Source organism: Streptomyces sp. NPDC018833 (genome assembly GCF_044390825.1).
Classification (GTDB): domain Bacteria; phylum Actinomycetota; class Actinomycetes; order Streptomycetales; family Streptomycetaceae; genus Streptomyces.
This window is the reverse complement of record NZ_JBIRZM010000026.1, coordinates 47,696-63,917: the sequence shown is the minus strand read 5'-3', so window position 1 is coordinate 63,917 and position 16,222 is coordinate 47,696. Positions and strand designations below refer to the sequence as shown.

11 protein-coding genes are annotated in these 16,222 nt (G+C 68.9%); 8 read left to right on the top strand and 3 right to left on the bottom strand.

The window, feature by feature from the left end; genetic code table 11:
- Nucleotides 1-37 precede the first annotated feature (37 nt).
- From ACH5AF_RS33930 to ACH5AF_RS33915, 4 genes are all read left to right on the top strand, one after another.
- Entirely contained in the window at nt 38-1,543 is a 1,506-nt protein-coding gene (locus tag ACH5AF_RS33930; RefSeq protein ID WP_398907222.1) for a hypothetical protein, read from the top strand.
- Nucleotides 1,544-2,555: 1,012 nt separating this feature from the next.
- A complete protein-coding gene (locus ACH5AF_RS33925; protein WP_398907220.1) occupies nt 2,556-3,146 on the top strand; it encodes a replication/maintenance protein RepL in 591 nt (196 codons plus the stop codon).
- A gap of 16 nt (nt 3,147-3,162) precedes the next feature.
- On the top strand, nt 3,163-3,561 hold the full coding sequence (locus tag ACH5AF_RS33920; RefSeq protein ID WP_398907218.1) for a MarR family transcriptional regulator: 399 nt from the start codon (nt 3,163-3,165) through the stop codon (nt 3,559-3,561).
- A 621-nt stretch (nt 3,562-4,182) separates the two neighbouring features.
- A complete protein-coding gene (locus ACH5AF_RS33915; RefSeq protein ID WP_398907217.1) occupies nt 4,183-4,755 on the top strand; it encodes a Uma2 family endonuclease in 573 nt (190 codons plus the stop codon).
- Between the two features lie 149 nt (nt 4,756-4,904).
- On the opposite strand, the gene ACH5AF_RS33910 is transcribed toward ACH5AF_RS33915, so the two are convergent.
- Entirely contained in the window at nt 4,905-6,206 is a 1,302-nt protein-coding gene (locus ACH5AF_RS33910; protein WP_398907215.1) for a hypothetical protein, read from the bottom strand.
- A gap of 197 nt (nt 6,207-6,403) precedes the next feature.
- Between ACH5AF_RS33910 and ACH5AF_RS33905 the strand changes: the two genes are divergently transcribed.
- Nucleotides 6,404-9,538, top strand: coding sequence for a Tn3 family transposase (locus ACH5AF_RS33905; RefSeq protein ID WP_398907213.1), 3,135 nt, complete (start codon nt 6,404-6,406; stop codon nt 9,536-9,538).
- 48 nt (nt 9,539-9,586) lie between these two features.
- On the opposite strand, the gene ACH5AF_RS33900 is transcribed toward ACH5AF_RS33905, so the two are convergent.
- Nucleotides 9,587-10,918, bottom strand: a complete 1,332-nt coding sequence (locus ACH5AF_RS33900; protein ID WP_398907211.1) for a SpoIIE family protein phosphatase — start codon at nt 10,916-10,918, stop codon at nt 9,587-9,589.
- A gap of 434 nt (nt 10,919-11,352) precedes the next feature.
- On the opposite strand from ACH5AF_RS33900, the gene ACH5AF_RS33895 reads away from it, so the two are divergent.
- From ACH5AF_RS33895 to ACH5AF_RS33885, 3 genes are all read left to right on the top strand, one after another.
- Nucleotides 11,353-12,276, top strand: coding sequence for a recombinase family protein (locus ACH5AF_RS33895; protein ID WP_398907209.1), 924 nt, complete (start codon nt 11,353-11,355; stop codon nt 12,274-12,276).
- A gap of 1,394 nt (nt 12,277-13,670) precedes the next feature.
- Entirely contained in the window at nt 13,671-14,210 is a 540-nt protein-coding gene (locus ACH5AF_RS33890; protein ID WP_398907207.1) for a hypothetical protein, read from the top strand.
- A 418-nt stretch (nt 14,211-14,628) separates the two neighbouring features.
- Nucleotides 14,629-14,973, top strand: a complete 345-nt coding sequence (locus ACH5AF_RS33885; RefSeq protein WP_398907205.1) for an SH3 domain-containing protein — start codon at nt 14,629-14,631, stop codon at nt 14,971-14,973.
- A gap of 115 nt (nt 14,974-15,088) precedes the next feature.
- Here the strand turns inward: ACH5AF_RS33885 and ACH5AF_RS33880 are convergent, their stop codons facing one another.
- Nucleotides 15,089-15,838, bottom strand: a complete 750-nt coding sequence (locus ACH5AF_RS33880; protein ID WP_398907203.1) for a hypothetical protein — start codon at nt 15,836-15,838, stop codon at nt 15,089-15,091.
- Nucleotides 15,839-16,222 lie beyond the last annotated feature (384 nt).

The window sequence follows — 16,222 nt, the reverse complement described above, 5'->3', positions numbered from 1 at the left end:
CGCCGGGAACGACGCCCGGGCCCGAAGTATCGCCAGGATGCTGGCCACCATCCGCGCCCAGGACACCGATGTCGATCCTTTCGAGGTCCAGGCCGAGGACGAACTGCCCTACGTCCAGCTCGGACACTGGATGGGCCTGGCCGACGTGAGCGCGACAGCGAAAGAGCTGTACTGGATCCTCGCCATGCACCTGAACTACAAGCGCGGCGACCGGTACGTATGGCCGAGCACGGAGATCCTCGCCATGCTGCTCGGCTACTCCCGGGGCGACAAGATCACGCCCTTCACCCGCGAGCTGGAGAGCATCGGCGCGCTCACCGTCATCAAGGTGCCCGACGGCCGAGGACCGCAGAAGAAGAACGTCTACAAGCTCCGCCGCACCCCGCCCGAGCACTACACCGGCCCGCGCTCGCTCGGCGAGTTCTACGAACGGCTCGGCAAGGCATACGACGGCGCCGTCCTCGACGACATCCAGCACCTTAACTCGATCGAACCAGGAGGTCAGACCGTGTCCCCCGAACCTGGGGGACACGTCTCCCCTCGATCGGGGGGGCACGTAGGCCCCGAATCGGGGGCATACGTAGGCCCTCAGTTGGGGGCGGTAACTACAAGAAGCATTAACAAGAAGAAAGACAACGAGGGAGCGCCTTCGGCGCGTAGCGCCACTGACGCCCGGAGGGCTTCTACAGGTAGTAGCGCGCGCGAGAACGGCGGCTCCGCCGCGTCGACCGGCGCCAAGGCGCCGAAGAAGTCCCCCTCCGCCAAGAACCAGGTCCGCATGACCCAGCAGCAGGGGGCAGACGTACGGACGGTGGAGCAGGGCTACCCGGCCGAACTCGCTGCCTGCATGCCCGGCTACCGCCCGCCCGCTGTCCGCGACGCCATCCTGGCCACCCTGGGCCGCGCTCCCTCCCAGCGCACCGCTGAACAGCTTGCCGCCCGTGTTGAGCGGCGCTGGTACGCGTGGGGCTTCGACGAGAAGCACCGCGAGGGCGCGATCCTCAGCTACCCGGGTGTCGTCATCAGACTGATCAGCCTCCAGCCGTGCGGCAACGACCGGTGCGAGGACGGGCAGGTCATCGACACAGGCGACCCGTGCCGTGCCTGTGCGGAACGGAAGATTGATCGGCGCAGTGACCGCCGCAATGGTGTACCCGTACAGCGGACCGCGGATCCTCGGCCGGCACCCTCCTGGTGGGAGTGCGGGCAGTGCCGCCGGCCGGGCCGCGACGGCGCACCTGCCGACGGCCTGTGCGGTTCGTGCCGCAACGAAACCGAAGACGCGGCGCCCTCCACCGCTCATCCGGCGGACGAACCGGCCCGTGGAGACAGACTGCGGAAGGAAGAAGCCGCAGCATCCTGGACCCTGACACTCCAGGATGCCTACGAGGAGCACGAGCAGCGGGGGCACGAAGCAGCCCGGCGCCACGAGCGAGTGGCTGCCGCGGCCGCCCGGCGGGCAGCTGACGAGGAAGAGAGCCGCCTCCTGCGTGACGAGCTCACTCAGCAGTACCCCGAGCTCGCCTCCTACCGACAGACCTAGCGAAGGCGGAAGTGCTGTGACCCGATGGCCACCAGAGGGGGCGCCGGGCCTCGAGCCGGCGCCGTCGTGGCCCCTATTGACTTCGCTCGGACCTTGCCGGCTCGAGCATCAGCATTCTGAGGGTGTCTGATCTCAGCGGTCTCGTCCGTGGACACCTGCGGACCGTACGTCCCAGGGGCCAGCCCCTGGACCCCGCCAGCGCCCAGGCCGCGCTGGACCGGCCATGGCATGGGGGGCTCCTCGCCCCCCAGACCCCCTCGCCAGGCGCTTTGGCGCCCTGGACCCGCCCGCCCGCATGCCCTGCGCGGCCTCCCTGACGGTCGCCCGCGCACCCCTCGGGCGCTGGGCGCCCTCACTGGGCAAGCGGGACCGAGTACGCGGGTTGCGCCTTGGCCGGGCGGGGCAGTCGGCCGAGACCCGCCCCTCCCCTTGCTGCCTGCTGCGTGGCTGCCGTGTTCCGGACCGTACGGGCGTCGACGGTCGCCACCTGAGCTCCGTACCTTCCGAACGGTGAGGAGGCCACAAGAGAAGGGGCACTCACCTGCAGGTAAGAACACGTCCACGGTGCTCGCCGACGCGCACGGCGTGAGCCACGACGATGCGGATGCCGGGCAGCGGGATCCAGCAGCTGGGGTGTGACGTCGGAGGGAAACGCGCGGCCTCTATAAGTAAGAGGAGCCTGCCCAATTATGCCCTCTGACCTGCGGATTCACGTGAGCAAATGTCGGCGGCCGCCGACATTCAGAGGTCGGTAATGTCGGCCGCCGCCCACATTCAGACGTGAAACTTGTGAATGAACGCATGCTTTCACGGAAACTTGCGTCCATTCACAAGTTTCTGCTGGACGGTGCGCCGGCTCAAGGTGCGTCGGCAGCTCTACCCGTTCGGGGTCGAGTGTTGACGTCCGCCGACGCAAAGTTGTGAATGAACGCAACGCTTCGGCGCGTAACTTGCGGCTGCTCGCAACTTTTGCCGTACAGTGCTCAGCACCTGTACGCGAAAGGATCATGAGATGGGCGAACCCGCACGACCGCTACGGCGTCGCAGCAGGGGGCCGACCCCAGCTGGGCGCCCGGCGCTCCAACCAGCCGACGCCGGCAACAACAGTGATCTGGCGCGCCTGATTGCGGAGCAGATCGGCTCCGGCCCGGTGCACGAGGTCAAAGCCGTCGTGTACCGACGCACCGCGCATGACTTCCTCGGTGAAGAGGGGTACTCCCTCGTCAGCAACTACTTCCTGCGCAGGGTGCTGCCGTACTGCCTGACGCACCACATCATCACGCCGCTCCAGGGCGCGATCCTGTCGAACATGATCGGTCGGCAGAAGAGGGGGAAGATCCAGACCACCCACGCCGAGATCGCCGACGAGATCGGGGTGCAGCGCACGAGCATCGGCGCCCCTCTCGACCGCCTGTGCGAGATGAACCTCATCCGTAAGCTGAAGCGGAGCACCTTCGAGCTCAACCCGCGCGTTGCCTTCAACGGCAACGGCAACGAGCAGGCGGACTTCCTGGCCAAGCTGCGCGCCATGCAGCTTGAGTCCAACTTCCCGGACGAGCTCGGCGAAGCACTGACCCTGTTTTCCAGGACTGAGATCGGTTGACCAGAGGGAACTTGCCATGCTGATGACCACTACAGGACTGATGGGCATGCTCCACGAGCTGGAGCTGACCCCCACGGCGATCAATGTGCTCTCCGTGATGGTCAAGTACGCGGAGCCCGGCGGTGCCGTCGACATGAAGCAAGCGGAGATCGACGAGGTTCTCGGCGTGGGACAGGCGTCCATGAGCCGCGCCATGGCTCTGCTCGTGGAGCGGGGTCTCGTGCTGCGGTCGGGCAACGGCCGCGGGCACCGCTACGCGCTGAACCCCGCCATCGCCGGCTACAGCTCGGAGGACGAGTTCAAGAGCGAGATGAGCAAGCAGCTCGCTGTAGGCGGGCCGCCCCCCATCCTGGTGCCCGAGTACCAGAAGCGCCCGCCGAAGCCGGGCTCTGGCAGCCTGCACGCGGTGGCGTAGTGCCCCCGGAACGCAGTGAGGCCCCGGCGGGATTGCCGGGGCCTTCTGCACCTGTACGCGAAAGCGTGTCCTCAGTATGCCGTCCCTGGCCGTACAGAGCCAGTGATCTTCGGCCATGCGGCGTCCTCGGCGTAAGTGATAACAGGCTCACGCGCCCTCCCCTTGTCCGAGGGTATGGGTGCCCGGCAGGCACCCATACCCTCGTCGCGTCCCACTGACCAGGCACGCAGTGCCCCTGGGACGTAGTGGCGCCGTCCCTTCCCGCGCGTGCGTGGAGAGGAGCGTGAGGCACGGAACCGGCCACTCCACGTATGACGGGTCAGGTGGGGAGCACAGCGGAGCGACCAGGGTGGGCTTTCGAGCGCTTGAGCCCGTTATCACTTTGATGCGCGCGGTGGACACTGCAAGTCCCCCGCACTCCCCCGACCCACCGCTGGCAGCTCTCCCCCCTGGAGGATGAGGACGCGCTTCGCGCAGCGACAGCAAAGGAGGGCCGCCTGCATGCACGGTGGCCCTCGCTGCCTCTGGCTTCCGCCACGCTCACCTAGCAGACTCTGAACAGCAGACACCGGGGCCGCCGGCAGTCCACACTGGTAGTGCGCATGAGGAGGTGCAGAGCAGATGAGCGTCGCCGCGATCGAGATCGGCCACACCGGGCCGTGGACCGTCGCCGACGTCCTCGCGCTCCCCGAAGACCGGCGCTTCCGTTATGAACTTCTCGGGGAGTCCCTCGTCATGTCGCCCGCTCCCGGAGTGCGCCATCAGCGGGCGAGTTTCCGGCTGCACGTAGCCCTCGACACTGCCGCTCGCGCGGTGGGAGCACCGGTCGAGATCCTTGAAGCGATCAACGTCATCCTCCCGTCCGGCCTGGTTGTGCCGGACATCGTCGTCGCCGACGCGGGAGCCACCGCAGAGGACGGTGTCAGCATCGACGCCGAAGCGGTACAGCTCGTCGTCGAGCTGGTCTCCCCCGGCAACAGCACCGTCGACAGGCGCTTCAAGCCGCTGCTCTACGCCGAGGCCGGTATCCCTGCTTACTGGCGGCTCGAATTCGAACCCGCCCCGCGGCTCATCATCAGCGAACTGGACAACGGCCGGTACACCGAGCGCGCCACCGCACTGGCGGGAGCCGTCACCACCGTCGACAACCCGTTCCCCTTCGAAATCGATCCTGCCGGCCTCGCTCGCCAGTAACCGCGGCGCACCTCAAGTCGGATGTCTCGACCTGGAGGGCCCTGGGCGGCTACAGACCTCGCTCGCCGGCTCCGCCCGCTGCGCAGGACACACCGTGGGACCCCGGCTCCTCGCGCAGGCCCTACGGCACGCACGGCCCCGGCGGGATCTCACAACAGCTGCGCAGCCGTGAGCAGCTGCGGGTGGTATCCCGCAGCTCCCACGTCGTCCGACGCGAGCCCGGCTTGAGCCAGAACCCGGAGCAGCAACACGTGACCGGCACCGCGCACCCACGCCTCCAGCGTGGCAGCCGCAAGCCGCCCCCTGGCCGCCATGACGGCAGGATCCGCCTCGTCTTCGGCGTCGGCCCGCACCGCCTGAAACTCGCGCACCGCGCGCTCCATGCACCCGAACTCTTCCCGCAGTTGCCCCTCAGGCCGAACGGCCGGGAGCCTCCTGATCGGACGCCACCTCGGATTGTCGGGCTCGGCCTCGGCCTGCTGCGCGATGTACTCACCTGCTCCGCGCCGGAGCTGCTCCATCCTCTTGGGCAGCTCCCACCCTTTTCCACCGTGCTGTGTGAGGGCCTCCTTGAGGGGCATGATCTGTGCCTCGTACGCGCGGGCCAGACCGCGCGCCTGCAGAGGGGTGCCGGGCGGGGTGGCCCCCGCCCCACCGCCACGTGCCGGCGAGTGATGCACAGAGACCCACAGCGCCGCCTTGCCGCCCTGGGTGCCCACCACCAATGCCTGCCGTTCCCCCAGCCAGGCCGCGTACGCGGCCTGTGTACCTGAAGTGGTCGGCCAGATCTCGGTGACGGCCTCACGCGTGCGCCGAGCCTGCGGTCGGCGCACCACCTTCACCGCGGCAAGCGAGGGGGCGAGGCTGTCAAGAGTCTGACTCTGCAGCTCTCCGCCGCGGGCCGCGGTGTCGAGCACCGTGTTCACGATGGCGAGCATCCGGTACAGGCTGAGTATGCGCAGCCTGCTGGTCCGCCCATCGCTCCACGCCGTCGGGTTCTCGAGCAGCGTCGTCATGTGGTTGCGAAAGGCCGCCCGTGCCCAGTTGGGGAGGGTCGGCTTGAGCTCGTCACGCGACATGGAGCGTGCCCCGCAGGGCACCTTGGCCTCCTCCGCGAAGCGGCGCAGACACTTGCGGCGCACACGCTGCGAGGCGTGCGCGGCCTTCCTGGGCGCGCTGTGCTCCTGCCGACGGAACACTCCCTCCCCCGCCAGGTCCAGGTAGGGGTCGGCACCCGGGCCGAGAAGATCACGGAGAGAACCCCCGTATCGCTCCCGGTAGTCCGGCAGCTCCAGCGCCAGCATCAGGTCCCCCTTGACCCAGGTCAGCTGGCGCACGAGAGCGTCGCGGGGCGAGCCCGAGGGCATCGTCCTCTCCACGGCTCGAACGGTCTTCTCGTAGAGCTTTTCGAGCGCTGCGACGGCGGGTGCCGGCGCGCCGTTGTCGTTCACAGTCCTCCTTAGAGCCCGTTATCACTTTCATCATGCCAGAAGCAGTCCGGGGGAAGGTCTTGTCCGGGTGTGAGTAGATGGGGTACAGGAAATCCCGGTGAGAACGATCATGGTCGGCTAGCACACCGTCCTGGGGCGTCGCTGAGGTTCACGGAAAGATCGTCGAGCGGGTGCAGGCGCTGGCTACGGTCTGCCTCGTGCCGGTGGAGTTTCTGACTGATGAGCAGGCCGAGGCGTACGGGACGTTCACCGAGGTGCCCACGCGCCCGGAGCTGGAGCGGTTCTTCTTCCTCGACGATGACGACCGCGATCTGATCGCGCTGCGTCGTACGGACGCGCACCGGCTGGGCATGGCGGTGCAGATCTGTACGGTCCGCTATGTCGGCCGGTTCCTTGGTGAGGACCCGCTCGCGGTGCCGTGGGAGGTCGTGGAGTACCTGGCCGGGCAGCTCGGCATCCTGGATGCCTCGTGCGTGAAGCGGTACGCCGAGCGGCGCTCGACGGTGTACGAGCACGCGGACGAGATCCAGAAACGGTTCAAGTACCGGGACTTCACCGACCGGAAGTGGGGCCGGGAGTTCCGCAGCTTCCTGTACGGGCGGGCGTGGACGCACGCAGAGGGGCCGGTTGCGCTGTTCAACCACGCGGTGACGTGGCTGCGGAAGAACCGGGTGCTGCTGCCGGGCGTCTCGGTGCTCGCCCGGCAGGTGTCCGAGGCCCGTACGGCGGCCGAGCGGCGCCTGTACGACGCGGTGGCTCGGGCGGCGTACCGGGCCGATCCCGTCCTCGCTCCGGCCCTGGCGGAGCTGCTGGTGGTGCCGGAGGGCAGGCGGGTCTCGGAGCTGGAGCGGCTGCGTACGCCGCCGGTGAAGTCGACGGGCACGGCGATGGTGCGGGCGATGGAGCGGGTGGAGGAGATCTCCGCGTTCGCGCTGGGCCGGGTGAACCTGTCGCGGGTGCCGGTGAACCGGCTGTCCGCGCTGGCCCGGTACGGGCAGCTGAGCAAGGCACAGACGATCGAGCGGGCGCCGGAGCCGCGGCGGACCGCGCTGCTGACGGCGGTGGTGCGGCAGCTGGAGGCGCAGGCGGTCGACGACGCGCTGGACCTGTTCGCGGTGCTGATGGCGAACCGGCTGATCAGCCCGGCTCGGCGGGCGTCGGACCGGGAGCGCCTGGCGATGCTGCCGCAGTTGGAGAAGGCGGCCCGGATCCTGGCGAAGGCATCGAAGATCCTCAACCGTGAGCTGGACCTGGTCGCCGAGCACGAGGCGGACCTGGATGTCGCCGCGCTGTGGGCGGCGGTCGAGGAGGCTGTGCCGCGTACGGCGGTGGCCGGCGCGGTGGCGACCGTCGAGGCCCTGGTGCCTGAGGACGACGGTTCGGCCGAGGCGGCGATGCGCGAGAAGCTGGCCCTGCGCTACAACACCGTGCGTCCGTTCCTGTCCCTGCTTGGCGAGTCGGACGCGCTGGACGCGGCCCCGGCCGGGCGGCGCATCCTCAAGGCCGTGCGTCGCCTGCCCGCGCTCTCCCGGCGCCGGGTCAAGGACCGGCCGCTGCTGCCCCGCGAGGTCGACGTCGAGCTGGTGCCGGCGATGTGGAAGCGCGCGGTGTTCTCCAACACCAAGCTGCCGCAGGGCGCGGTCGATCGCGACGCCTACGTGGTGTGCGTCCTGGAGCAGCTGCACCGCGCCTTGAACCGGCGAGACGTGTTCGCCGCCCCGTCGAACCGGTGGGCGGACCCGCGCGCCCGGCTGCTGGACGGGCCGCGGTGGGAGGCGATGCGGGCGGACGTGCTCGCGGGCCTGTCCCTGACCGAGGACGCCGAGAAGCACCTGGCCCAGCTCGTCCAGGCGCTGGACGCGGCGTGGCGGCAGATGGCCGACCGCCTTCAGGAGGCCGGCGCCGACGCGAAGGTGGAGATCGTCGTCCCCGAGGGCGGCGGACGCGCCCGCCTGTCGGTGGACAAGCTCGGCGCGGTGGGCGAGCCGGAGTCGCTGACCTGGCTCAAGGCCACCACGGAGGCGATGCTCCCGAGGATCGACTTGCCGGACCTGCTGTTCGAGGTCCACTCCTGGACCGGGTTCCTGGACGCCTTTGGGCACGTCTCCGAGCGGCGCACCCGCATGGAGGGCCTGCTCGTCTCGCTGGTCGCGTTGCTGGTAGCGGAGAGCTGCAACATCGGCCTGACCCCGGTCATCGACCCGGAGAACAAGGCGCTGACCCGCTCGCGGCTGTCCCACGTCGACCAGAACTACCTGCGCGCTGACACCATCGCCGCGGCGAATGCCGAGCTCATCGCCGCCCAGTCCCGCATCGAGCTGGCCCAGATGTGGGGCGGCGGGTTGCTCGCCTCCGTCGACGGCCTGAGGTTCGTCGTCCCCGTCAAGAGCATCAACACCGGGCCCTCGCCCAAGTACTACGGCTACAAACGGGGCGTGACCTGGCTCAACGCCGTCAACGACCAGGTCGCGGGGATCGGTGCGATGGTCGTACGGGGCACCCCGCGCGACAGCCTCTACACCCTGGACACCCTGCTGAACCTCGACGGCGGGGTGAAGCCGGAGATGGTCGCGACCGACAACGCCTCGTACTCCGACATGGCCTTCGGTCTGTACAAGATGCTCGGCTTCCGCTTCGCCCCGCGCTTCCGCGACCTTTCGGACCAGCGGTTCTGGCGGGCGGACCTGCCCGGCGGGGAGGAGCCTGCCACCGGGTACGGGCCGCTGGAGGCCGTCGCCTGTAACAAGGTGAACCTCAAGCGGATCGCCACGCACTGGCCGGACATGCTCCGTGTCGCCGGGTCGCTCATCACGAACCAGGTCCGGGCCTACGACCTGCTGCGGATGTTCGGCCGCGATGGCCACCCGACGACGCTCGGCGCCGCGTTCGCCGAGTACGGGCGGATCGACAAGACCATGCACCTGCTCGCGCTGGTCGACCCGGTCGACGACACCTACCGTCGGCTGATGAACCGGCAGCTGACCGTGCAGGAGTCCCGCCACCGCCTGGCCCGCGCGATCTGCCACGGCAGCCGGGGCCAGATCCGGCAGGCGTACCGCGAGGGCCAGGAAGACCAGCTTGCCGCCCTCGGCCTGGTCCTCAACGCCGTCGTCCTGTGGAACACCCGCTACCTTGACGCCGCCGTCGCCCAGCTCCGCGCCGAGGGCCACGACATCAAGGACGAGGACGTCGCCCGCCTCTCACCGCTCAAGGACCGGCACATCAACTTCCTGGGCCGCTACCTGTTCAACATCAAGGCCAGCGGCCCCGGCCAGGGCCTGCGCCCGTTCCGGGACCCGGACGCCGTCGAGGACGAGGAAGACGAGGAGTGACGGGCGCGGCGCACCCGACCTGTCGGGCCGCCTGTAGCGGACTGGGGTTCATTCTTCGCGGGGCGTTCGGATGGCCAGGATGGCCATGTCGTCGTGGCCGTCGCTGGGATGGTGGTCGGCGAGGGCGTGCACGAGAGCGTCGAGCGGCTGGGTGGCGTGGGCTGCGGCGAGTTCAGCGAGGGCGTTGAGGCGGTCGTCGATGGGATGATCCGGGTGTTCGACGAGGCCGTCGGAGAACAGCAGCACGATGGCGCCTGGCGGCAGCTGACGGGTGTGGTCGGGACGGTGGATGTCGGGGTCGACCCCCAGTGGGATGCCGGGCTCGGCATGCAGGTAGCGGGCTGTGCCATCGGGGGTCAGGATCAGTGGTGGGAGGTGGCCGGCGGTGCTCCAGTGGAGCATCCAGCCATCGGTGGAGGGCTCGATCCTGACCAGGCATGCGGTGGTGACCGGCAGGTCGGTGATGGCGTGGACGGTGTGGTCCAGCTGGGTCAGCACCTCGCTGGGCGGGGTCTGGCGGTCGTAGAGCAGGGCGCGGAGCATGTTGCGGGCCTGGGCCATGGCGGCTGCGGCGTGCAGGTCGTGGCCGACGACGTCGCCGATGACGGCCGCGCAGGCCAGGTCTGGCAGGACGACGGCGTCGTACCAGTCTCCGCCGACGCTGGCCGGTTCAGCCGCGGCTCGGTAGACCGCGGCCCCGGAGAACGGTGTCAGGTCCGGCAGGGTCGGCAGCAGCAGCCGCTGGAACTGTTCGGCGCTGTCGCGCATGTAGCCGAACAGGCGGGCGTTCTCGATGGCGATACCCGCAGCTCCCGCCAAGGCCCGCACGACCGCCTCGTCGTCCTCATCGAACGGCCGGCCGTCCCGGCGCTCGGAGAGGTAGAGGTCGCCATAGATCTCCCCACGGACGGTAATCGCCACGCCCAGAAGCGTACGCATAGGCGGGTGTCCGGGCGGAAAACCGACCGAGGCCGGGTGCGAGGGGATGTCGGTCACCCGCAGGGGCTCGGGATGGTGGATCAGATGGCCCAGGACGCCACGGCCGTGCGGGAAGTCGATGCCCCCGAGCGCCGCGCGTTCCTCATCGGTGAGGCCAGCCGTGATGAACTGCTCCAGGTGGTCGCCGGACGGGGCCAGGACGCCGAGCGCACCGTAACGCGCCCCGGCCAGATCCATGGCGGTAGTAACGATCCTGTGCAGCACTGTCGGCAGATCCAGATCACCGCCGATCTCCAACACCGCAGACAGCAGCCCCTGCAAACGGTCCTTCGCCCTGGCCAGCGACCGCAGCTGCTGGGCGATGCCCTCCAACTGCTCGTCCAGATTCAGCCGCAACCCAGGCAGGCCCGGTGTACCGTGCGGCTCTTCGCCGGTCGTCACAGCACCACCTCATTCATTGCCGCCCACGGTACGCACGCCGCCACCGCCCCGCCGGGAGCACACACCGGACAGACGACCCTCCCTGGTATCACCAGCCGCAAGACCGTCTACCCCCATCGCCGCCTACTTCACGACGGCCAGGCGCGGCAGAATCCCTGGGTCAGCGGCTGGTGGACGGGCCCGTCGACCGCCTCGACGCGGCACCGTCGCAGCTGAGCAACGAGGAAGGCTGTCGTCACCGAACCTGGGCTGCCCTCCACGCCGGACTCCGCCTGTCGTCAAACGATCGTTTGACGACAGGGCGGCGGTGCGTCCAATGAACCCGTGCAATTCAGGGGCTCGCGGCGGCCCGAATCCAATCAGATCCGATGGTGATTGCTGACAGGATTTGACGACAGATAGGGTCCGATCCTTTGCACGGAAGGGGTCCCACGGTGGCGAACCTGGTCTACAAGCGAGTCTCGACGGACCAGCAGTCCACCACACGGCAGGACCTCGTCCTGGACGAGGCCGGGATCGAGGACCCGGTCGTCTTCGAGGAGGACCCGGGAACCTCCAGCCGCCTCCACCCCCTCCAGCGACCGAAGTTCGGCGAGCTGCTGACGTACGCGCGGCCGGGCGACACCGTGCACATCTCCGAGATGTTCCGCCTCGTACGCGGCACCGGGCACATCCTCGACGTGCTCGACGTCCTCCACCGCGACCGCCTCGCGCTGCGCGTCCACGACGGCGCGTTCTCCGCGATGGACCTCACCGCCCGCCACCCGCGCACCGGCGAGCTGCTGTCCACCGTGAAGTTCATGGTGCAGACCCTCGCCGCCGCCGGCGAACTCCAACGCGACCTCCAGCGCGAGCTGACCTACGACGGCCTGCGCGCAGCCGAGGCCAGGGGCGCGAGGGGCGGGCGCCGCCCCGCCGTCGCAGCCACGAAGACCGCCGACGTGCGCACCGCATACCTCGAAGGCCGCTCCATCGCCGCCCTCGCCCGCGACCACGGCGTCAGCCGCGGCGCCATCCGCACCGCCGTCGCCGACCTCCTGCCCGACCACACCGCCACCGAGGAGGACTCCCCGGCGCCGGAGCTGCCGGTCACCCTCGACATGCCGGGCAAGGTCGCCGACTTCCTCCGCGCCGGCGAGCTGGACGACGTCGAGCGGGCCGCGCTCGACCAGGGCGTGACCGTACGACGCGGCCAGGGCTACACCCTGCGCGTCACCGCCGTCCCGGCCGTGCACCACCGACTCCTCGCCCGCTGCCAGCCGCTCGACGGCGGCCCGGGCACCCCGGCGATCCCGGCCCAGCGCAAGGCCCGCCGCGAGTACGAGAACCGCGTCAGCACCTGCACGCCGAGACCATGATCGTTCTCACCGGGATTTCCTGTACCCCGACTACTCAGGCCCGTTGTCAGGCCGGGGGCCTCCGCAGCGACGTGGACCGGGCAGGCTCAGGAGGACCGGGAATCATGTTCGCTTCTGGGACTGGGCGTTCGCCGTCTTCCTGTCCGCCGACCGTTTCTTCGTGGCACGCCTCTGCGCTCCCAACTCCCCTGCCGCGTGACGCCGTCGTCTCCGGCCCTCTGCAGGAACTGCCACAGCGCGAGCCGGCTCCCCGGAATGCGCGTTCCCGTCCGGGAAGACGGGAACTGTGCGCAGCACCATCCGCCCGGGGGGCGGATCCGCCCGAAAAATGTGCCCAGCAATACCCAAACGGGCGATTTGACAGAATGGCTGCGGAAGGAAAAACGGAAATCGGGTTTCCCCTTTCTGGCGCCCGAGGGAAATTTCGCAATGATGGGGGGAGGCGAGATGTGGAGGGCCATGAGAGCCCAGCGGTGTCGTCGAATCCTCGACCACTGCTGCCCACTCGCGACCAAGCTTGGCAACACAGGGGGATACGTTGAACGCAGCATCCACGCCCACCGGCAGCAGCCCAGCGCCAGGCACGGCGGCATCGCCTCTGGGTACGGAGCCGGCTGCGCTCTGAAATCCGGACCGACCTTCGGTGAGGCGCTGTTGCGACCGGCTCCTCACTGATCTGACAGTCCTTTTCACCTGAACACGAGTATGGCCGCCCCTTTGGTGAAGGGACGGCCACAAGGACTCTCGCGAGTCACTAGCTCCACCAGAAATCGGAACCCAACCAAAACCTGGGGTGCTCTGCCAGGCGTGTGCGACCACGCCGAGCACAGCATAGCTTCGGCTGTTGCCGCGGTCCTGCGCCCGCGCGACGGAGAAGTGCGTGCTGCCGCAAGGGCTCCCCTCGAGGGGAGCCCTTGTGCTTTCTGCCCACCGTCCCGGCTTCGCCGAGACGTTCGTTGTGGCAACTGCTGACGAAGCACGGCCCGCGCACAACCGGCCGGCGCTCACCAGCGCCCCGCAGGATCTCCCGTTTGCCGATCGAGACACCTCGCGACCAGCGGCTCCACAAGCGGTCCGAGGACCGCTCATGCCTCGATCGGCCACCTGACCTGCCCGCTGCCCGGGCCAACTCCCCCGCTCCAGGGCGGGGGCTGTGTACGGCTCAGCCCTCTGCGGCGGTATCAGGATCGGTTTCCTGAGGCGGACGAGAGCTGTGTGACGTCATGCGTCCCCGCCGCTGGCGTACCCCATTCATCCCACCGCGGTGGGTTCCTCACGGTCGGCGTCACTCGGCGCACGGCCTTCAACCACACCTGATCCGTTTTTGCGCCTCTGCGTGGCGCGCACCCTTCGGTGCCCCATATGCGGCTCAGTTCCCAGGAGGTTCCTCCCCCATGTCCACGCTCAAGCGTTCGGTAGCCACTGTCATGGCCGCTGCGGCCGTGGCAGGCGCCGGCCTTGTCACCGCTTCCCCTGCGTCCGCCGCCTCGTACCACTGCAAGACGAGCAAGCAGTCGATCGACACCGCGAACTACAGCGGCCCTTGGGCCGACCAGTGGGATGTCACCACGAAGCTGTGCGCCAAGAGGTCCGGATCGTACGTGTACGCCTACGCGCAGGTTTCCTGGGACGGGCCGGTCTTCGCAGAGATCGACGACTCCGCGATCTTCGACGGCGCCCGTTTCAGGCTCCAGGTCAAGAAGTCCCAGAGCGGGCCCGACCCGGTGAAGGCGTCCAAGGACTTCTACGGCATCGAGGGGCAGCTGGAGAACTCGGACGGTATGGGCAACTACAACGGCTCGTACACCACAGGAACGATCCGTTGGAATGCCGGCAGCTCCAGGGGGCTCGCGGACGGCGAGCTCCAGCTCGACTGGCACAGGTGCTGCGGCGGATACAAGAGTCACGGATTCACCGCTTCCCCGGTGGTGTAGGCGCCCTCCTCGCCATTTGTGCCCGCCGGCCGGCGGCAGCCGTGCGCCGTGATCAACCCTCTTTTCCGGTCTGCCCGTGCCTTCCTGCCTGGCCGACCGGTCAACGGCCGAGGCGCCGTGCACCGTTCGCCCCCTGAGCGCTGTCGGCCCGAGCCCGTCCGTCACCACTGCAGGCGGGCCGCCTCGGACCACGGGGGGTGCCGTTGTTCCCCCGACGGCACCCCCTCGCCCATTTCCCTCTGACGACCGGCCTCCTGGGCGCCACCCTGTGCCTGCCGCTGAAGGCGCTGATCGCCGATCCGACACGGCCTGCCCGACCGCCGGTCCCGGAAACCGCCCGATGAACCGCCCCGTCGGGACCGCCGCCAGGGTGCGGCTCCCGCGAGAACCCGACAGCTCACCGCATCAGACAGATCGGATGAACCACATGTTCACCAAGGCCAAGGCCAAGGCCGCGGTCGTAGCCGCCGCCACCTCCCTCACGGTCGTCCTCGGCGGCGTCGCCATGGCGCCCGCGGCCTCCGCCGCCGGCGCCCCCGGCTGCGACTGGGAATGGCAGTGGCCGCAGACCCAGAAGACGAGCAGCACCATCAACCTCCGCACCGGCTCGGGTACCGGCTACACGTCCAAGGGCCTCCTGGCCAAGGGCGTGAAGTTCCAAGAGCACTGCAACAAGCAGTTCAAGTGGTCCTACGGCAAGGTCCTCACCGGCGCAAACGCGGGTAAGTGGGGCTGGGTCTCCACTCAGTACCTCACGTTCTGAGGGGCGCCCGCCTGGCGTCGGCTCGGGGTTGGCCTCCGCGCGCCAGGCCCAAGCCCCCAAGTTCACCTGCGACGCGCTCCGGATGCCTCCGCTGGGGCATGTGGCGGCGTGCTGGTCACACGAAGACCCACGTGGCTCGCTGGAGCGTCGTGGCCTGATAGCCCTGGTGCGCCTCGGTGACTATGTGGGCGTAGGTCATTTTTCCGGTGCGCGGGTCCAGAACGGGGCGCGGGTCGGCGTTGACGGCGATGTCGCCGTGCTCCACGATCCAGCGCGGCGCATCGCGATATGCGCGTCGGACAGCAGGTCGGCTGCTGATGTCCCGCTCGATTGCCAGGAGCCGCTCGTCAGCCGGTCGCTGCTGCAGGGTGGCTGCAAAATTCGCGAGCGCGGGCATGAGCCACATCTCACGAAACGCCTCGCTGTCCCCGCCGCCCAGCATCAAGGGGGCGTCCGGATGAAAGAGTATGTACCGCGTGGTGTTCCGGGTGGGGTGAGCCGTCTCATGCGGGCGCACTCCTCCGAAGACGTCCCAGAAGCTGCGGTTGTAGAGGACGACGTCCCAGGCGTAGCCGTATACGACGGACGGGTGAGCAAGTCCCTCAATCATCTTCTGGTACACGGCCATCTCCGGAGTGCGCTTCAGCTCCCCGACCGGCGGCGCCGGCGGCAACAGCCCCTTCAGGATGTACGGGTTGGCCCGATTCGATGCGCTCATCCCCAGCGCGTATGCGAGCCTTTCCACCTGGCTGGGGTCCAATTTCGAGGGCTCCAGCATCCAGTTGCGGAGCGAGCGGGGGGTGATGCCAAGTGCTGCGGCCAGTTCCTTCTGGAGCGGCAGTCGGGCTGTCCGCGCTCCGAGCATCCCCAGGACAGCCCTCCGTCAGATCGCCCAGCCCCCGACACGAACCGCTTCGACCCCGGCTGATGGCTCCCGGAGCAGCGCGCCCACCTGCCGCGTGAGACTGTCGGGTCGTCCGGGGTGGGCAACGCAATTGCATCGGCGACGCTTTCGCCTGGACGGAAGCCACCATCGCCCTGACCAAGTCCTCATGACCGCAGTGCTTCACAGCACCTGACCGCCCCGCGAGCGCGCATCCGCTGCTGGGTCTCGGCAGGAGCAGCGGGATCCGCTGAGCCCCCATCGTGAGCTGTGGAACCAGCTCTCTGGCACTCGCACAACCGAAGACGGCTGCGGCCGCCCCTTCGGCGAGGGAACGGCCGCCCGGACTCGCCCGAGTCTTCACAC